Origin of the sequence: Neisseria sp. 20925_1_37 (assembly GCF_041433255.1) — a bacterium.
In the GTDB taxonomy this organism is placed as follows: domain Bacteria; phylum Pseudomonadota; class Gammaproteobacteria; order Burkholderiales; family Neisseriaceae; genus Neisseria; species Neisseria flavescens_D.
Genome location: NZ_JAPWBC010000004.1, coordinates 125,398 through 145,202, shown reverse-complemented (window position 1 = coordinate 145,202; position 19,805 = coordinate 125,398). Strand labels below are relative to the sequence as shown.

The window sequence follows — 19,805 nt, the reverse complement described above, 5'->3', positions numbered from 1 at the left end:
GAAAAATAGTTTTCAGTTACGTATTTTTGTGTTAATTTGCCGACAATCTTAGACGGTTATTATTATTTCGATGGAATATGTGGTTTAAAACACTATTTTCATGGTTTGAAATAGATGATTTAACTATGCTGGAAAACTTCTAAATAAATGTAGTCGAGTGTAGTTTGAATAATCAGGCCGTCTGAAAAAGAAGAATACCCAAAAGAAGGAATGAAATATGGCCGGAAAAACCTATCCGCTGTTGGCTGCATCATTGGCTGCCGTATTCGCATTGTCAGCGTGCGGCCGCGATGTTAAGCCTGCTCCTGAGTTTAAGCGTACCGATTATGAGCGCGTGGTGGTCAGCAACGGCGTCGAGCCGGGTACGCTGGATCCTCAGATGAGCGGCGATATGGCGGCCGGTGCGATTATCCGTCAGTTGATGGATGGTTTGGTCGGTACGGATGCCGAAGGCAAAACCATTCCTGCTTTGGCGGAGAAATGGGAGAGCGAGGGCGAACGTGTTTGGACCTTCCATCTGCGTGATGCCAAATGGAGTAACGGCGATCCGATTACTGCCGAAGATTTCGTGTATAGCTTCCGCCGTCTTGCCGATCCGGCTACCGGCGCACCTTTCGGCAGCTATTTGGTCGATGCCCAAGTGGAAAATGCAGAAGATATATTAAACGGCAAAGCCAAGCCTGAGACATTGGGCGTCAAGGCTTTGGACGCGAAGACCCTGCAATTTACGTTGATTGCGCCTGTACCTTATTTCCCTGATATGCTGATTCAGCAATTCACTTTTCCGGTTCACCGCGCCACTGTTGAAAAATACGGCAACAAGTGGACGCAGCCCGGTCATTATGTTTCCAGTGGCGCTTATCTGTTAACGGATTGGAAAGTCAACAGCCACATCAATATGGAACGCAATCCTAATTATTACGATAAAGACAAAGTAGCCATTCCGAAGGCGGTTTTCTTGTCAGGCAGCGGTGAGTACAACCGTTATCGCGCCAATGAAATTGACGTAACTTACGGCATCCCCAGCGATCAGGTTAAAGTGGCGGATATTGAGTTTCCGGGACAAGTGAAACGTACAACTTCTTTGTGCAGCTGGTATTTGGAGCCGAACCACGAAGCGGCGCCGTTTAACGATCCGCGCGTCCGCAAGGCGCTCAATATGCTGACGCGCCGCGACATCGTCGTCAAAGTGGGCGGCCGTGGCGATACGCCTGCGTTCCAATTGACGCCGCCGCAAATGCAGGGCGTGATTCCTGTTTATCCGGAGTGGAAAGAGTGGACGCCTGAAAAACGCATCGAAACTGCACGCAAACTGTTGAACGAAGCAGGCTACAACGATGACCATCCGCTTGAGTTCGATATTTTGTACAGCACCAGCGAAGCATCCAAAAAACAAATTACTGCCGTGCAGTCGGTGTGGAAGGCCGCCATTCCGTTTATCCGTCCGACTTTGTCCAACGAGGAATGGAAAACTTATTTGGATACGCGAGCGCAAGGCAATTTCAAGGTTTCGTTCAGCGGCTGGTGTTCCGATTTCAACGATCCGGCAGGTATGCTCAATATCTTGAAATCCAACAACTCAAACAATGCATTCCGCTACAAAAGTGCGGCGTTTGACGCATTTATGAACAATACGCTGAAAGATGGCGTCAGCAAGGAAGCGCGCAGCCAGCTCTATGCCGATGCGGAGAAGCAGCTTCAAGAAGACGCTGCACTGATTCCGCTGTATCATCAGGTTGAAGTGCGTATGGTCAAGCCTGATATTATCGGCTATTCCGACAAAGACCCTTTGCGGAACTATACAGTCAAGAGCTGGTCGTTCGCACCGAAAAAATAGATTGATGATAGACAGCACAAATTTTCAGACGGCCTTGATGACAGGGGCCGTCTGAAACAATAGGAGACATAACACATGAAATCTGTACAGCAACGTTTGTCCGCTTTACGCGAAGCCATGAAAAAACATGGCGTGGACGCGTTTGTCATTCCTTCCGCCGATCCGCACCTTTCCGAATACCTGCCCGAGCATTGGCAGGCACGCCGCGATTTTTCCGGCTTTACCGGTTCGGCCGGTACTTTGGTGGTAACCGCCGATAAAGCTGGCGTGTGGACGGACAGCCGCTATTGGGAACAGGCCGGCCAACAGCTTGCGCCAAACGGCATCGAGCTGCAAAAAATGGGCGTTGATGCGCCTTATACCGAATGGTTGGCACAAAATCTGCCCGAGGGCGCAGTGGTCGGCGCGCCTGCCGATATGTTCGCACTCAGCGGCGAGCGCGGTTTGAAACAGGCACTTGCCGCCAAAAACATCCGCCTCGAATATCCTGAAACCTTGTTGGACGAAGTGTGGGACGACCGTCCTGCATTGCCGACTCCGGAAATCTACGTTCACCATCCCGATTACGTTTCTGAAACCGCGGCTGAAAAACTGGCCCGTATCCGTGCGGCCATGAAGGAGCAGGGTGCAGATGCGCATTTGGTTTCTTCTTTGGACGACATCGCTTGGATTACCAATCTGCGCGGCGACGATGTGCCGTTTAACCCCGTGTTCTTGTCCCATCTGTTTATCAGCCAAGATAAAGCCGTATTGTTTACCGATGCAGGCCGTCTGAAAGCCGAATCTGCCGAAGCTTTGAAAGCGGCAGGTTTTGAAGTGTTGCCTTATGCGCAAGCGGCAGACTATTTGGCTGGCGTTAAGGGCGCATTGCTGATTGATCCGAACAAAACTGCCGTCGGCACTTTGCGCCGCCTGCCTGAAGACGTTCGTTTGATTGAAGCCATCCACCCCAGCACATTCTTCAAATCAGTCAAATCCGATGCCGACATCGCCCATATCCGCAATACCATGGCGGAAGACGGCGCGGCATTGTGCGGCTTCTTTGCCGAGTTTGAACAAATCTTGGCAGACGGCGGCGAACTGAGCGAGTTGGACATCGACGGCATGCTCTACAAACACCGCAGCCAACGTCCCGGCTTTATTTCGCTAAGTTTCGACACCATCGCCGGCTACAATGCCAATGCCGCCTTGCCACATTACAGCGCGACACCGGAAAACAACAGCAAAATCAAAGGCGACGGTATGCTGCTGATTGACTCCGGCGGCCAATACTGGGGCGGTACGACCGACATCACGCGCGTGGTGCCTGTCGGCAATCCGAGTGCGGCCATGAAACGCGACTACACTTTGGTGTTGAAAGCACATATTTCTTTGGCGGAAACCATTTTCCCTGAAAACATCAAAGGCCCGATGATTGATGCCATCTGCCGCAAATCGCTCTGGCAGGCACAATGCGATTACGGTCACGGTACAGGTCATGGCGTGGGCTATTTCCTCAATGTGCACGAAGGCCCACAAAGCATTGCCGTTGCCGCCGTACCGCAACCGCATCACGCAATGAAATCAGGTATGCTGACTTCCAACGAGCCGGGTCTTTACCGTCCGGGCAAATGGGGTATCCGTATTGAAAGCCTGGTGATCAATCGTCCGGTTGAAAACCCTGAGGAGACCGAGTTCGGCAAATTCCTGTATTTCGAGACCGTTACCCTCTGCCCGATTGATACGCGCCTGATTGATACCAAACTGATGACCGGCAGCGAAATCGAATGGCTGAACCAATATCACGCCGAAGTGCGCCGCCGTCTCGAGCCTTTGACAGAAGGCGCGGCCAAAGCATGGCTGATTGAGCGCACCGAACCTTTGGTGCGTTAACGTGAAAGGCCGTCTGAAACGGCGGATACAAAGTTTCAGACGGCCTTATAACAATAATTATCTAAAAACTAAAAAACCTTACCCGACTCCGAATAAAAACAATAACCCGGTCGGAATAGAGAGAGAAACCGGCGCGGCGACGTTAAAGATGCCTGCTGCCATTCATCCGATTTCCGCTTCAGGTCAGCTTTGTTTTCACGAGTCCGGTATGTTCAGACAGGACAGCCTGATTATGTTGAAATTCATCATCAAACGGATATGTGCTTCCATCCCGACCATGCTGGTGTTGATTACCGTATCGTTTTTCCTGATGCGGCTCGCACCGGGCAGCCCGTTCACAGGCGAACGCAATCTGCCGCCTGCGGTCATGGCCAACATTGAAGCCAAATACCACCTCAATGATCCGATGTACCTCCAATATTTCCACTACCTCAAGCAGTTGGCACAGGGGGATTTGGGGCCGTCGTTCAAATATAAAGATTTCAGCGTTAATGAGTTGCTTGCCCAATCCCTGCCGGTATCGGCAGAACTTGGCTTCTACGCCTTTTTGATTGCCGCTATCTTCGGCATGTTTATCGGCATTATCGCCGCCTTAAAACAAAACAGTTGGCTGGATTATGCGCTGATGAGCGGCGCGATGACCGGCATTGTCGTTCCCAGTTTTGTGATGGCGCCGGTATTGGTGCTGGTGTTTGCCGTCAGACTGCAATGGCTGCCTGCGGGCGGTTGGAACGATGGCGCACTGATGAACTTGATTTTGCCCGTCGTTACTTTGTCCATCGGTTATGTATCCAGTATCGCGCGGATTACGCGCGGCGCGATGATTGAAGTATTGAACAGCCCCTTTATCCGCACGGCACGCGCCAAAGGCCTGCCCATGAGCCGCATCATTTTGCGCCATGCGCTGCGTCCTGCCATGCTGCCGATTGTTTCTTTCTTAGGCCCTGCATTCGTCGGCATCATCACCGGCTCCATTGTGATTGAAAACGTGTTCGGTATTCCCGGCGTCGGACAATTGTTTGTCAACGGCGCGCTCAACCGCGACTACGGCATGATTTTGGGTTTGACGATTTTGGTCGGCATCATGACCATTTTGTTCAACGCCATCCTCGATATTCTGTATGCCATTATTGACCCGAAAATCCGTTATTAATCCCATTTGCGCAAAGGCCGTCTGAAACGTTCAGACGGCCTGAAGAAAGAATAAAAAGCGAGAGAACATTATGTTATTCAAAAAGAAGCAGACTCAGGCCCTTGCAGAGGCAGCAGAATACGCCCAAGTACACGGCAAAAGCCTGTGGAGCGACGCATGGCGGCGTTTTAAACAGAACAAAGCGGCGGTGTACAGCATTATCATCTTGTTGCTGATCAGCATTTTTGTGATTGTGGCGCCATGGATTGTCCGCTACACCTATGACTTCACAGACTGGGACAATATGCAGATTCCACCATCCTTTTCTACCCATCACTATCTGGGTACGGACTTGCTCGGCCGCGATTTGCTGTCGCGCGCGGCAACCGGCGGACGTATTTCCTTGCTGGTCGGTGTGGCCGGCGCATTGGTGGCCGTTGTCATCGGTACGCTTTATGGCGCGATTGCCGGCTTTATCGGCGGTAAGCTCGATTCGCTGATGATGCGCTTTTTGGAAATTTTGAACGCGTTTCCGTTTATGTTTTTCGTGATTCTGCTGACTACGTTCTTCGGCCGCAACCTGCTTTTGATTTTTGCCGCCGTGGGTTTGGTGTCTTGGCTGGACGTGGCGCGTATCGTACGCGGTCAAACCTTGAGCTTGAAGCATAAAGAGTTTGTCGAAGCAGCGCGTGTGAGCGGCGTGGCAAAACGTAAAATCGTAACGCGCCACATTATTCCGAATGTTTTGGGCGTGGTGATGGTGTATGCCTCTTTGTTGGTGCCGGGCATGATTATGTTTGAATCCTTCTTGAGCTTCTTGGGCTTGGGTGTGCAAGAGCCGATGACCAGTTGGGGTTCGATGCTGCAAGAAGGCGCAATTTCGATGGAAGCCGCACCTTGGCAGCTGCTCGTGCCGAGTTTCTTCTTGGTAACCACTTTGTTCTGTTTCAACTTTATCGGCGACGGCCTGCGCGATGCGCTCGACCCGAAAGACCGCTAAAACACAACCAAAAGGATAATCAAAATGACAAAACAGTTACTGGTTGTAGAAAATCTGGACATCGATTTTGAGCTGCATGAGAAAACCGTTCATGCCGTGCGTAATGTCAGCTTTAAAGTGGCAGAGGGCGAAACATTGGCTTTGGTCGGCGAATCCGGCTCGGGCAAATCTGTAACCTCCATGTCCGTTATGCGCCTGTTGCCTGAGAAATTTGCCCGTTATGGTAAAGATTCGCGCATTACTTTTGACGGCATTTCCATTTTGGATGCCGATGAGAAAACCCTGCGTGATTTGCGCGGCAACCGCATCAGCGTGATTTTTCAAGAGCCGATGACTTCGCTCAATCCGTTTATGCGTATCGGTGCGCAGCTGATTGAAGCGGCGCGTGTGCACAATAAAAAGCTCGGCAAAAAAGAAGCAGGACAAAAAGCATTGGCATTGCTGGAACGTGTGGGCATTAAAGAAGCCGAGCGCCGCATGAAACAATATCCGCACGAGTTTTCCGGCGGTCAGCTGCAACGCATCATGATTGCCATGGCGCTCATTAATGAACCTGACCTGCTGATTGCCGATGAGCCGACCACGGCTTTGGATGTGACCATTCAAGCCGAGATTCTCGATTTGCTCCATGATTTGCAACAGCAAATGGGTATGGCGATTATCTTCATTACCCATGATTTGGGTTTGGCGGAGCACTATTCCAAAACCGTCTGCGTCATGCGCAACGGCGAAATTGTCGAGCGCGGAAAAATCAAAGAAGTATTTGCCCATCCGAAGCACGAATATACCGCCGAACTCATCAATGCCATTCCCAAAGGCATGAAAGAGCCGGAAGAAAACAACGCCGGTGTGTTAATCGATGCCGATAATGTCAATGTTTCTTTCGTATTGAAGCAAAACTTTTTCGGCAAGCCGCTCAAAACTTTTGATGCCGTCAAAGGCATCAGCCTCAAAATTAAAGAAGGCGAAACATTGGGCGTCGTCGGCGAGTCCGGTTCCGGCAAATCCACGCTGGGCAAAGCCGTCATGCAGATGCTGCCTTATACCGGCCATATCTCCTTTGAAGGCAAAGACCTGAAAAACTATACCGCCGAAGAAGCACGCCGTCTGAAATCGCAACGGCAAATTGTGTTCCAAGATCCGTTCGGTTCGCTTTCCCCGCGTTTGACCGTTGGCGAAATTATTGGCGAAGGTTTGACGGTTCATCATCCTGAAATGACCAAAAAAGAACGTATCCAGCGCGTTTTGGAAGTCATGAAGGAAGTGTCCCTGCCGCTTGACGCGCTCAACCGCTATCCGCATGAATTCTCCGGCGGCCAGCGTCAGCGTATCGCTATTGCACGCGCCGTTATCCTGCGCCCGAAATTCATCCTTTTGGATGAGCCGACTTCTGCACTTGACCGCTCCGTACAATCCAAAGTGGTCGAACTTTTGCGCGATTTGCAGAAGAAATACGGTCTGACTTATATGTTCATCAGTCATGATTTATCTGTCGTGCGCGCTGTCAGCGATAATGTGATTGTAATGAAGCAGGGCGAAATGGTTGAGTACGGCAGCGCGGACCAGATTTTCCACCATCCGCAAAACGACTATACCAAACGTTTGATTAACGCCGCGTTTGATTTGTAGAAAAAGCAAAGGCCGTCTGAAGTAGTTTTCAGACGGCCTCTAATTTTGTATTCGGTTATAAACAGGGAGGGATGCTTGGATAGGTATAAAGTTTAAAAGGCCGTCTGAAACCGGATAGGGAAGTTTCAGAGGGCCTTTTGTTTATCGATAATGTTGACCCGTCAACATAAACTTAAATTTCAAAAGGACAAAAATAAAAAAAGACTTGAATCAATCAAGTCTTTATATCCTTATCAAGAATGGCGGAAGCGGTGAGATTCGAACTCACGGAGGGCTATCAACCCTCGACGGTTTTCAAGACCGTTGCATTAAACCGCTCTGCCACGCTTCCATTCTTGAAGCCGTAATATTAATGGAACTTACGGCCTTTGCCAAGAGGTATTTTAGAAAAAATATCTAGGATTCTGTTTTTATTTGGATTGTTCTTCACGCATGAATACCCACTCGGCTTCGTTTGAAGCTGCTTCATTGAAATAATAGCCTTCGTAGTCGAAATTTTTGAGCATTTCAGGATCGGTAATGCTGTGTTCTGCCGCGTAGCGCACCATCAAACCGCGTGCACGTTTGGCGTAGAAGCTGATGATTTTGTATTTGCCGTTTTTCTCATCTTTAAAAATCGGCGTAATCAGGCGTGCATTGAGTTTTTTGGTGTTGACGGATTTGAAATATTCTTGTGAGGCGAGGTTGATTAAAACGTCGCTATCGGCCTGCTTCAGCGTTTGGTTGAGCAGGTCGGTAATTTTATCGCCCCAAAATTCGTAGAGGTTTTTGCCGCGCGTGTTGACAAAGGTCGTGCCCATTTCCAAGCGGTAGGGCTGCATCAAGTCGAGTGGGCGCAGTACGCCGTATAGGCCGGAAAGCAGGCGGACGTGTTGTTGCAGGTAGTCGATTTGTTCCGGTTTGAGCGTATCGGCGGCGATGCCTTCATAGACGTCGCCGTTGAACATAAATACGGCCTGCTTGGCGTTTTCAGGCGTAAACGGCGTGTGCCATGCGGCATTGCGTTCGGCATTGAGCAGGGCGATTTTATCGGAAACATGCATCAGTTCGGCGATTTGTTGAGGGGCAAGCTGACGCAACTCCTGCATCAGGATTTCTGCTTCGGGCAGAAGGTCGGGCAGGGTAAAGCTGCTGACGGGGGAGGGGTCTTTTTCGTTGAGGTTTTTGGCTGGGGATAAGACAAAAAACATAATAATTTCGGCTTTGAAATGAATAATGTGTGGGATTGTAGGTTTAAAATCGAGGAAGAACAAGACGGGCTAAACGCATTAATTGAATGCTTTTATTGAAACGTATTTCTGTTGAAAGTAAAATTCGAAGCTTCCCCCCTGTTTCTGACATTTCTACTTGAGGAGAATATCATGTCTAAAACCATTATTCATACCGACAAAGCCCCTGCCGCGATTGGTGCATACAGCCAAGCAGTCCGCGCAGGCGATACGGTTTATATGAGCGGTCAGATTCCTTTGGATCCGGCTACGATGACTGTGGTCGGCGATGGCGACTTCCGTGCCGAAGCAGTGCAAGTATTTCAAAACCTGCAAGCCGTAGCCGAAGCGGCCGGTGGTTCTTTGAACGATATCGTCAAACTCAATGCTTATTTGACCGATTTGGCCAACTTTGCAGTGTTCAATGAAGTGATGGCTGAATTTATCGAACAACCTTTCCCGGCGCGCGCGGCGGTGGGCGTAGCCAGCCTGCCTAAAGGCGTTCAGGTTGAAGCAGAGGCAGTATTGGTTTTAAATGCATAAATGATGTTTTCAGACGGCCTGGGCTGAGCTTGAGGCCGTCTGAAAAGAATAACAACGGAAAACAATAATAATGGCACATTACGCAATCGGAGACATTCAAGGCTGTTTTGACGAGCTGACTTTGTTGCTTGCCAAAATCGGCTTTAATCATGGTACGGATACCCTTTGGCTGGTCGGCGATATTGTCAATCGCGGCCCGAAGTCCTTGGAAACCCTGAAATTTGCCAAAGAGCATGACAGCAGCGTGCAAATGGTTTTGGGTAATCATGATTTGCATCTCTTGGCAGTTGGTTGCGGTGAAGGAACGCTCAAGCGCAGCGATACGGTTGAGCCGATTTTGACACATCTCGATAGTCATGCCATGCTTGACTGGCTGCGTCATCAGCCGCTGTTGGTGCGCGGCGACAGGCATGTGATGGTGCATGCCGGTATCTTGCCGCAATGGTCGGTTGATAAAGCCGAAAGTCTTGCCCGTGAAGCTGAGGATGAATTGCAAGGTAAAAAATACAGGAAATTTTTTGGCAAAATGTACGGCAACAAGCCGACCGAGTGGACAGACGATTTGACAGGCTATGAGCGCCTACGCATGATTATCAACGTCTTTACCCGTATGCGTGCGCTGACGTACAAAGGCGAATTGGATTACGAATATAAATCCACTTTGAAAAAAATGCCGCTTTACCTGCGCCCTTGGTTTAAAGCGCCTGATAGGCAGAATTTAGATTATATTACCGTGTTTGGGCATTGGTCGTCGTTGGGCTACGTTAACACAGACCAAGTAATTGCTTTGGATACCGGCGCGTTGTGGGGTGGAGAGCTGACAGCAGTCAATTTGGATACCAATGAAGTAATACAGGTACCGTCATTGGGCGGATTGGACTGGAAAACGGCATTGAAATAGTTTTGATAAGATAAAAGGCCGTCTGAAATGTTTCAGACGGCTTTTTTGTATTGGTTAATCCAGAGAAGGCAGGAGTTTGTCCGGATTCATTATGCCGTAAGGGTCAAGCTGATTTTTGATGGCATGCATCAGAACGAGTTCAGCCTGTGTACGTACGCGGGGCAGCCAATGTTTTTTGATGATGCCTACGCCGTGTTCGGCGGCAATCGTACCGTGGCAGGCAAGGATGTTTTCATAAACGATGGTATTGACGGCGTCTTCGTATTGGTAGGCTTCATTACTCAATACGTTGGGCAGGAATGTATTGTAATGCAGGCTGCCGTCGCCTAAATGTCCGAAGCAGACAATTTGTATGCCGGGAAAGCGGGTTTCCAGGGCAGGGGCGCATTGGCGGACAAAGGCAGCCACTTGGGCGATAGGGACAGCGATGTCGTGTTTGATGCTGGTGCCGAGTTTGCGTTGGGAAGCAGAAATATTTTCACGTAAGGTCCATAAATCGGAGCGCTCTTGCTCGGATTGCGCCAAGATACTGTTTTCCCATCCGTTTTGATAGAGAAATTCGGCAAGTTTTTCATCCAGTCCGGCCTCGGGAAGGGAATCTGCGAGTTCAATCAAAATATGCCATTCCGCGTCGGCAGGCTTTTTGAGTTGGCTGAATTCCGAAGATAAATCGAGGGCAAAGCGGCTGATCAGCTCGAAGCTGGTCAAGCGTTCGGCAAAATGGCCTTGTACCGCAGTTAAAAGCGAGACGGCGGATTCAATATCGTCTAAACCTACCCATGCTGTCGCTTTGGTTTTGGGCTGGGCAAAGAGTTTGAGTGTGGCTGCGGTAATGATGCCCAATGTTCCTTCGCTGCCGATAAAAAGATGGCGCAAATCGTAGCCGGTCGTGTTTTTGTGTAGGGGCTGAAGGTGGGAAACCAGTTCGCCGTTGGATAAAACGACTTCCAAACCCAATACCAAATCACGCATGCTGCCGTAACGCAAGACATTCAAACCGCCGGCATTACAGGCGATATTGCCGCCGATTTGGCAAGAGCCTTCGCTGGCAAGGCTGAGCGGAAACAGTCGTCCGGCTTCGGCTGCCGCCTTTTGAGCATTTTGCAAAATCACGCCAGCTTCAACCGTCATGCTGTTGTCGGCAAGGTTGATATCGTGGATGCGGTTGAGCTTGGAGAGGTTGAGCAGTACGCCCTCGGTGGTTACCGTTGCGCCGCATAATCCGGTATTGCCGCCTTGCGGGGTTACCCGGATGCGGTTTTCAAAACAGAAACGCATGATTTTCTGCACGCTCTCGACAGAGTTCGGCTGTAAGACAATATCCGGCGAAGAAACAAAGCGGCGGCGTTGGTCGTTTAACAAGGCCGGAGTGGCTTCGATGATTTCAGAGGCGGAAAGAAACTCAGCAAAACGGTCGTGAAGGTGCATGGTAGTCAGGAGGAAAAGTCGGGAAGGGGAGTGTGAGGAATGTAAAAAAGCAGGATACTCAATGGTATCCTGCTTTTCTTATATTCAAAAGAATATTATTTAGCAGCTTCAGAAGCAGCAGAAGCAGCGGCTTCAGTAGCAGATGCAGCAGCTTCAGTAGCAGAAGCAGCGGCTTCAGTAGCTTCGGTAGCAGCAGAAGCGGTAGCTTCAGTAGCAGATGCAGCAGCTTCAGTAGCAGCAGAAGCGGCAGAAGCAGCAGTTTCAGCAGCTTTATCAGCACCGCCACAAGCGGCCAAAGCTAAAGACAACAAAGCAGCAGCGAACAGAGATTTTTTCATTTTTAAGAACCTTTTTTAAATCGATTTAAACTAAAAATAGCCGTCAAACGGCCTATACAGTAGAAATTCATTACTGAATTTTTTAATATTATGCCCCACGGGATAGGTCAATGCAACGTTGCGTAACCGTTTGTTGGCTAAAATCAATACGAAAATAGTGAAAATAATGTAAATCATATTGGCGCGCGAAAAATCATCTGAAAATATTCATTATTAATGAAGATTTTAAAAATACATTGTATTCAACGAGTTGTGTATTTTTATTTGTTATAGGTTTTAAGGGTTTGGAATGTTTTTGCGTTTAGGGAAATTTTTGTAATTTAGCAACTTTGTGTTGTGAAAAAGCAACTTTTATGGATTGGAATCATTCAATCTTGTTTTTTATATGGACTTTTTTGGTTTTGTTGTGTTTGCTAAAAGTATTTGTTTAAGGTAAACCGATTGTTTAGTTACAGCTGTGATAGAATAGCCTGAACTTGACTTTATAAATATTGATTAAGGACGACATGATGTCTATTGTTAAAAATTCCGTAGTTTCCCTGCATTATGAAATGTACGATGCAAACAACCAGTTGTTGGACAAAACCGAAGAGCCGATTGCTTACTTGCATGGCGGTTATGATGGTATTTTCCCTTTGGTGGAAGAAGCGTTGCACGGCAAAAATGTAGGCGATACCGTTGAAGTGGCTTTGTCGCCTGATGATGCTTTCGGCGAGCAAGATCCTGAGCTGGTGCGCATTGAAGATGTCAGCGTGTTCCCTGTTGAAGTTGAAGTCGGCATGATGTTTGAAGCCGATGATCCGGAAATCGGCGATGTATTGATTTATCGTGTAACCGATGTTGCCGACGGTAAAGCCGTAGTAGACGGCAACCATCCTTTGGCCGGTATGAAAGTATTGTTCAAAGCGACCGTTGAAGGTGTACGCGATGCGACTGAGGAAGAAATTGCCCACGGTCACGTACATGGCCCGCACGGTCATCACCATCACTAATCAGGCTTAAAGCATGATAAAGGCCGTCTGAAAAGGAATGAAATCCTCCTTTTTAGACGGCCTTTAAGTTTTTACAAGACAGATAAATAGGAAATTTTGGCTCAGGTCAAATCAAACAGGGAAATATGGATTTTGTTAGAGACTACAATGAATTACATGTAACGGTGCGATAAAATCTGTATTAAGATTCAGATATTGGTAAAACAGGCAGAATGCAATGAGTGAAACATTGGAGCAGCAGGCTGTAGAGGCCGGTATTGATTTAGGCTACCACGACATCAACGGGACATATCATGCGACCAAACCTGAAGTTTTGGAATCGATTGTTGCTGTTTTGGATAAAAGCAAACCGGATTCAGACGGCCTTTATCTGGATACGATGGTTGCGCATGAAAACGGCGAAGAATCTTTACAGATGCCGTCTGAATTTCATGGCGCGGAAGCGGTCGTATTGATTGATGAAGCAAATAAATGTCAGACCTTGACTGTGTATCCGGGCGACAACGATACGCTTTGGATTAAGCTGCCCCAACTGGCTTGCGGTTATTACACCTTGTCGGCCGAGACCGGTGGCAAAAGTTGCTTTGTGCGCCTGATTGTTGCGCCTGAATCGGTTTATCAGCCTAAACTGCTTGCCAATGGCGGACGGATGAATGGTTTGACCATGCATTTGTACAGCCTGCGTTCTGAGCGTAACTGGGGCATAGGCGACTTTACCGATTTGCTGAACCTGATGAAATACGCGGCGGAGAAAAAGCTGGATTTTGTCGGTATCAACCCTTTGCACGCCTTGTTTACCAGCAAGCCCGCCTTTGCCAGCCCGTATAGCCCTTCTTCGCGCGAATGGCTCAATCCGATTTATTTGGATGTTGAGAAGGTCGGTGCGTTTACTTATAACGAACAACTGAAAAACTGGCTGGCACAACCGAAAATCCGTCAGCGCATCGCTGCTTTGCGTGTTACGGAAACGGTGACTTATACGGCGGTTTGGGCATGTAAGCGTGATGCGCTGCATATGGCGTTTAACGCGTTTGAACAAGATACTTGCGAAACTGCGGCAAATGAACGCGCTGCATTTGAAGCATTTATTGCGGAAAAAGGCAAGGCTTTGCAAGGCTTCGGTTTGTTTGAGGCTTTGGACCAGTATTATAGCCGCCCTGGACAAGTGGGTTGGCAGTCATGGCCGTCTGAATTGCATCAGCCTGATGGCGAAGCAGTAGAAAAATTCGCGCGCAGCCATGAGCGGGAAATCCGTTTTTATATGTGGCTGCAATGGCTTTGCGCGGAGCAGTTGCAAGAAGTCAACCAAGCCGCTGCCGAATACGGTGTCAAACTCGGTATTTACGGCGATTTGGCGGTCGGCGTGGCGCGAGGCAGCGCGGATACTTGGTTAAACCGTCAAGATTATTGTATGGACGTATCGGTCGGTGCGCCGCCCGATCCTTTGGGGCCGACAGGGCAGAATTGGAATTTGCCGCCGCTTAATCCGTTGATGTTGAAGCATACGGGCTATGAAAAGTTTGCCCATCTGTTGCGCGAAAACATGCGCCTGTATGGCGTATTGCGGATTGACCATGTGATGGCATTGTGTCGTTTGTGGTGGGTTTTAAACGATAAAACAGCAGATTTCGGCGCGTATGTGCATTACGATGCCGAAGTGACTTTTGCCATTTTGGCATTGGAAAGCCAGCGCAACCGTTGCGTCATCATCGGCGAGGACTTGGGGACGGTACCCGATCAAGCGCGTTATCTGCTTAACCGCTATCAAGTGTTCTCCTACAAAGTCATGTATTTCAGCAAGGGCTGGAACGGTTTTCAATTACCTGAAGAATACCCCGAGCAGGCGATTACGGTCATCAGTACCCACGATGTTGCGCCCTTGGCGGGCTATTGGACAGGTAAAGATTTGGATACGATGTTCAAACTCGGTACTTTGCCTGATGCAGCCGCTTTTCAGACGGCCTTGGATGAACGCGAACACGATAAAGCCGATTTGCTGGATAAATTGAAAGAAACCGGCTGTCTGGGTGCAGACGTACAAATGCCGGCAAAAGCCGATGAAACCTTGCTGGCGGCTTTACACAAATACGGCGCATTGAGTCGCAGCAAGCTTTACGCCGTACAACTGGAAAACCTGCTGGGCGTCATCGACAATCTGAATGTCCCGGGTGTAACCGAAGGCTATCCGAACTGGGCGCAAAAAATGCCGGTTTCTTTGGAAGATTTCCTACAACACCGCCTCATGGGCGGCCAACTTGCCATTATTGACGAGGTACGCATGAAAACAAACAGCCAAATCAAGACTTATCATGAACTTGACCAAATCGAGCTCGATACGGTCGAAAGCCTGTTTCTTGCCACCCACAGCGACTTGTTCGCTTATCTGGGACGACACCGCCTTGCAGAGGGCGATGAAGTGGTGCGCGTTTTAATTCCCGGCGCAGTAAGCGTGGATATTGTGAACCGCCGCAGCGGCGAACTCATCGTGCCGTCTGAAAAAATTGATGAACGCGGTTTCTTTGTGGCTGTTTTGCCCGATGAGGCGCCCGATTACGCTTTGCGTATCCGTTATACCGAAGATTCCAAGCCAGTGATTGAAGAAGACCCTTATCATTTCAGCTCTGCGTTGCAAGACATGGATTCCTGGCTGTTGGCCGAAGGCAAACACCTGCGTCCTTATGAGACTTTAGGCGCGCATTTTGCCGAGTTGGACGGCGTGAAGGGCGTACGTTTTGCCGTCTGGGCGCCCAATGCGCAACGCGTTTCCGTTATCGGCGAGTTCAACAACTGGGACGGCCGCCGCCATGTGATGCGTTTCCACCGCGACAACGGCATTTGGGACATCTTTATTCCTGCCGTCAAACTCAATGCCCTCTACAAATTTGAAATCCGCGATGCCAACGGTAATGTACGCGAAAAAGCCGACCCGTATGCTTTCGGTGCGGAGCTGCGCCCGACCACGGCATCTATCGTGCGCGGTTTGCCTGACGAAGTGGAAGAACCGGCTTTCCGCGCCCGTGCCAACGCCATTGATGCGCCTATCAGCATTTATGAAGTGCATTTGGGTTCGTGGAAACGCAATCCGGAAAACAATTTCTGGCTGACTTACGAAGAGCTGGCCAAAGAATTGGTCGCATACGTCAAAGACATGGGCTTTACCCATATTGAGTTCCTGCCTGTTTCCGAATATCCGTTTGACGGCTCATGGGGCTATCAGGCAACCGGTTTGTATGCGCCGACCAGCCGTTTCGGTTCGCCGGAAGAATTGCGCGCATTGATTAAAGCTGCGCACGACGCAGGCATCAGCGTTATCCTCGACTGGGTGGTCGGCCACTTTCCAACCGATGATCACGGCCTGGCCAAGTTTGACGGCACCGCGCTGTACGAACACGCCGATCCGCGCGAAGGCTACCACCAAGACTGGAACACCCTGATTTACAACTTCGGCAGAAACGAAGTGAAAAACTTCCTGCAAGGCAACGCCCTGTATTGGATAGAACGTTTCGGCTTCGATGGTATCCGCGTTGATGCCGTTGCTTCGATGATTTACCGCAACTACTCGCGTAAAGACGGTGAGTGGATTCCGAACCAATACGGCGGCCATGAAAACCTTGAAGCCATCGCTTTCCTGCGTGATACCAACACCATGTTGAAAGAGGAAGTTCCAGCTGCGACTGAAATTGCCGAAGAGTCTACTTCATTCGCCAATGTAACCCGTCAAGAAGGTTTGAACTTCAGCTTCAAATGGAATATGGGCTGGATGAACGATACTTTGCGTTACATGATGGAAGACCCCATCAACCGTAAATATCACCACAACAAAATGACTTTCGGCATGATGTACCAGTACAGCGAAAACTTCGTCCTGCCGCTCTCACACGATGAAGTCGTGCACGGCAAACGTTCGCTGCTCGGACGTATGCCCGGCGATTGCTGGCAGCAATTCGCCAACCTGCGCGCCTACTACGGCTTTATGTACGGCTTCCCCGGCAAAAAACTCTTATTTATGGGCAGCGAGTTTGCACAAGGTCGCGAGTGGAACTACAACGAAGGACTGGATTGGTTCTTGCTGGAGCAAGAAGGCGGCTGGCACAAAGGCGTACAAGACTTTGTGCGCGAATTGAACCATGTCTATAAAGACACTGCGCCGCTTTACCAATTAGACCAATGGCCTGAAGGCTTTGAGTGGCTGGTCGCCGACGACGGCAACAATTCCGTATTCGTCTTCGAGCGCCGCGACCGCGAAGGCAACCGCGTTATCGTGATCAGCAACTTCACGCCAGTAGTACGCGAAGGCTATCGATTCGGTGTGAATTCTGCCGGCGAATACCGCGAAATCCTCAATTCAGACGACCTGCATTACAAAGGCAGCGGCGTTTCTGCCGGCGCAACAGTGGAGACAGAAGAAGTTTGGTCGCATGGCAAACCAAATTCCCTGTCTGTTACCGTACCGCCGTTGGCAACTGTTTACCTGTATCAGGCGGCAGTCAAAGACGAAGCGTGAATGGGCATTATGCCTGCCCAATCATCTGAAAATTAAAGATAGTGACATTAAATATGAATCAAGGCCGTCTGAAAGATTTTCAGACGGCCTTATATTGGACACGAAACCAAATACATACCAAGGAATCATTCTATGACTGCCAAATCATGGCATATCGAGGAAGGTAAGCCTTATCCCATGGGTGCGACCCTGACAAGTAAGGGTGCGAATTTCACTTTGTTTTCCATCAATGCTGAAAAGGTCGAATTGTGTCTGTTTGATAAGGATAAAGAAACCCGTTTGGAGATGCCTTCGCGGCGCGGTTCGGTATTTTATGGATTTGTGCCGGACGTTAAGGCAGGGCAGCGATACGGTTTTCGCGTGTATGGACGTGAAAATGCAGAATACGGCTCATGTTTTAATCCCAAAAAATTGCTGATTGACCCGTATTCTAAAAAAATTGACGGCAAACCAAGCTACCGTACCGCCGAAGAAATGGCATGGTTCAGGCCGGAAGATGAACGCGACAATGCCACCGTTGCACCGAAAAGCGTCGTGATCGGACGCAGCCGATTTAATTGGGCCAAAGATTGCAGACCGGAAATACCGTGGGGCAAAACCGTTATTTATGAAGCCCATGTCAAAGGGTTTACCAAGCAGTTCCCCGATTTGAAATATGCAGGCACTTATAAAGCCTTGAGTGATAAACGGGTTTTGGCCTATCTGCAAGAGTTGGGGGTGACGACGGTCGAGCTGCTGCCGATTCATTATCATCTGGACGAATACCATCTTCAGCAGATGGGCTTGAGCAATTATTGGGGCTACAACACTTATTCTCATTTTGCCGTCGAGCCGTCTTATGCCGATAATCCTGAGCGTGCTGCAGCGGAGTTTAAACAAGCGGTCAAAGCCCTGCATCAGGCTGGTTTGGAAGTGATTTTGGATGTCGTGTACAACCACACGGCCGAGCAGGACGACAAAGGCCCGATGCTGTGTCAGCGCGGTATCGACAACACCTTATGGTATTGGCACACCCCTTACGGCAATTATGAAAACTGGTCGGGTTGCGGCAATACGCTCAATATCGTCCGGCGTGACGTTACCCGTTGGGCGGCAGACAGCCTGCGCTATTGGGCTGAAGAGTTTCATATCGACGGCTTCCGTTTCGATTTGGGAACCGTATTGGGACGCGAACCCGATTTCCAATCGTACGGCCGTTTTTTCCAAGTCCTGTATCAAGACCCGGTTTTAGCCGGTTTGAAGCTGATTGTTGAAGCATGGGACATCGGCGAGGGCGGCTATCACTTGGGCAATTTCCCGCAACCTTTTGCCGAATGGAACGGCCGTTTCCGCGATGATATGCGCACGTTTTGGTCATGGGAAAGCGGCAATTTGGGCGCATTTGCCGAACGCTTGGCCGGGTCGTCCGATATTTTCAACCACAGTGGCCGCCACCCGTCCGCCAGCATCAACTTCATTACTGCACACGACGGCTTCACTTTGCGCGATTTGGTCAGCTATAACGAAAAACACAACGAAGCCAACGGCGAAAACAACCGCGACGGGCATAATGAAAACATCAGCTACAACCACGGCGTAGAAGGTGAAACCGATGATGAAGAGGTGTTGCTCAACCGCGAATACACCTCCAAAGCGCTGCTTGCTTCCTTGTTTTTATCCAACGGTACGCCCATGCTTTTGGCGGGCGATGAGTTCGGCAACAGTCAGCAAGGCAATAACAACAGCTACTGCCAAGATAATCCGATTACATGGTTGGATTGGCAAAATGAGCCCCATGAGTTGCAAAATTACACTCAAGCGCTGATACGCGTACGCAGCCGAATCAAGCTGCTGACAGATGATTGCTGGTGGGAAAAAGAGCGTGTGCAATGGCTCAATGCGGACGGTAGCCAGATGACCGAATATTGTTGGCACAACAGGGGCAGCAAGGCGATTCAGGTTGTTTTGGACGATGAATGGCTGCTGTTGGTCAATGCCAAACGTAGTCGTCAGTTATTTAACCTGCCTCAAGGCAATTGGGAAATTTCTTGCGTACCATCTGAGAAATTTAATTACGAAGAGGCTGGGAAATGTGTTGTCGAACACATGGGGATTTGGGTTTTACATAAAACGAATTAAATAAAAACCAAGCCGTTATATTGTTAACTCTTTGATATTTTGTCTGTATCCGTTAGGCCGAAGCTTGCATGGCATAAATAGAAATGCCGATGAGATGATGAGTGGTTTAATTTGTAATTAAATGTTTTATAAAGAAAAAATAATACGGATTTGAATCTTTCAGTTATAATCGGTATCAAACCTGAAACAAACCTACCTATAAATTTTTCAGACGGCATTTATACTTCTTCAGGCCGTCTGAAAACTGAATGACGTTGTTTCTATAAACCATCAGGCGCGTTGTCCAAGTGCCTCAAATTAAAG

13 protein-coding genes and 1 tRNA gene are annotated in these 19,805 nt (G+C 49.2%); 10 read left to right on the top strand and 4 right to left on the bottom strand.

What is annotated here, in order from left to right; all coding sequences use genetic code 11:
- Window positions 1-217 precede the first annotated feature (217 nt).
- From O3661_RS04740 to O3661_RS04720, 5 genes are all read left to right on the top strand, one after another.
- Window positions 218-1,837 carry an ABC transporter substrate-binding protein gene (locus O3661_RS04740; protein ID WP_371492477.1) on the top strand — a complete coding sequence of 540 codons (1,620 nt, stop codon included), beginning with the start codon at window positions 218-220 and terminating at the stop codon, window positions 1,835-1,837.
- A gap of 75 nt (window positions 1,838-1,912) precedes the next feature.
- Window positions 1,913-3,709, top strand: coding sequence for an aminopeptidase P family protein (locus O3661_RS04735; protein WP_371492476.1), 1,797 nt, complete (start codon window positions 1,913-1,915; stop codon window positions 3,707-3,709).
- A gap of 232 nt (window positions 3,710-3,941) precedes the next feature.
- Window positions 3,942-4,862 carry an oligopeptide ABC transporter permease OppB gene (oppB, locus tag O3661_RS04730; RefSeq protein WP_036490316.1) on the top strand — a complete coding sequence of 307 codons (921 nt, stop codon included), beginning with the start codon at window positions 3,942-3,944 and terminating at the stop codon, window positions 4,860-4,862.
- Between the two features lie 70 nt (window positions 4,863-4,932).
- Window positions 4,933-5,841 (top strand): oligopeptide ABC transporter permease OppC, encoded by a 909-nt coding sequence (gene oppC, locus O3661_RS04725; RefSeq protein WP_003683112.1) that lies wholly within the window; start codon window positions 4,933-4,935, stop codon window positions 5,839-5,841.
- 24 nt (window positions 5,842-5,865) lie between these two features.
- Window positions 5,866-7,470, top strand: coding sequence for an ABC transporter ATP-binding protein (locus O3661_RS04720; RefSeq protein ID WP_371492474.1), 1,605 nt, complete (start codon window positions 5,866-5,868; stop codon window positions 7,468-7,470).
- Between the two features lie 240 nt (window positions 7,471-7,710).
- Here the strand turns inward: O3661_RS04720 and O3661_RS04715 are convergent.
- Window positions 7,711-7,801 (bottom strand) — tRNA-Ser (locus O3661_RS04715).
- A gap of 79 nt (window positions 7,802-7,880) precedes the next feature.
- Window positions 7,881-8,660, bottom strand: coding sequence for a peroxide stress protein YaaA (gene yaaA, locus O3661_RS04710; protein WP_371492473.1), 780 nt, complete (start codon window positions 8,658-8,660; stop codon window positions 7,881-7,883).
- Window positions 8,661-8,831: 171 nt separating this feature from the next.
- Between yaaA and O3661_RS04705 the strand changes: the two genes are divergently transcribed.
- Entirely contained in the window at window positions 8,832-9,221 is a 390-nt protein-coding gene (locus O3661_RS04705; RefSeq protein WP_371492472.1) for a RidA family protein, read from the top strand.
- Window positions 9,222-9,291: 70 nt separating this feature from the next.
- A complete protein-coding gene (locus O3661_RS04700) occupies window positions 9,292-10,122 on the top strand; it encodes a symmetrical bis(5'-nucleosyl)-tetraphosphatase (protein WP_371492471.1) in 831 nt (276 codons plus the stop codon).
- A 54-nt stretch (window positions 10,123-10,176) separates the two neighbouring features.
- On the opposite strand, the gene O3661_RS04695 is transcribed toward O3661_RS04700, so the two are convergent.
- The gene (locus O3661_RS04695) at window positions 10,177-11,550 is read right to left on the bottom strand and encodes an FAD-binding oxidoreductase (RefSeq protein WP_371492470.1); all 1,374 of its coding nucleotides are present in this window, start codon (window positions 11,548-11,550) and stop codon (window positions 10,177-10,179) included.
- A gap of 95 nt (window positions 11,551-11,645) precedes the next feature.
- The gene (locus O3661_RS04690; protein ID WP_371492469.1) at window positions 11,646-11,888 is read right to left on the bottom strand and encodes a hypothetical protein; all 243 of its coding nucleotides are present in this window, start codon (window positions 11,886-11,888) and stop codon (window positions 11,646-11,648) included.
- A gap of 509 nt (window positions 11,889-12,397) precedes the next feature.
- On the opposite strand from O3661_RS04690, the gene O3661_RS04685 reads away from it, so the two are divergent.
- The 3 genes from O3661_RS04685 (at window position 12,398) to glgX (ending at window position 19,502) form a co-directional block, all read left to right on the top strand.
- Complete coding sequence (locus O3661_RS04685) at window positions 12,398-12,880, top strand: peptidylprolyl isomerase (protein ID WP_371492467.1); 483 nt, start codon at window positions 12,398-12,400, stop codon at window positions 12,878-12,880.
- Window positions 12,881-13,097: 217 nt separating this feature from the next.
- Window positions 13,098-17,384 carry a 1,4-alpha-glucan branching protein GlgB gene (glgB, locus tag O3661_RS04680; protein WP_371492466.1) on the top strand — a complete coding sequence of 1,429 codons (4,287 nt, stop codon included), beginning with the start codon at window positions 13,098-13,100 and terminating at the stop codon, window positions 17,382-17,384.
- A gap of 132 nt (window positions 17,385-17,516) precedes the next feature.
- Window positions 17,517-19,502, top strand: a complete 1,986-nt coding sequence (glgX, locus tag O3661_RS04675) for a glycogen debranching protein GlgX (protein WP_371492465.1) — start codon at window positions 17,517-17,519, stop codon at window positions 19,500-19,502.
- Window positions 19,503-19,805 lie beyond the last annotated feature (303 nt).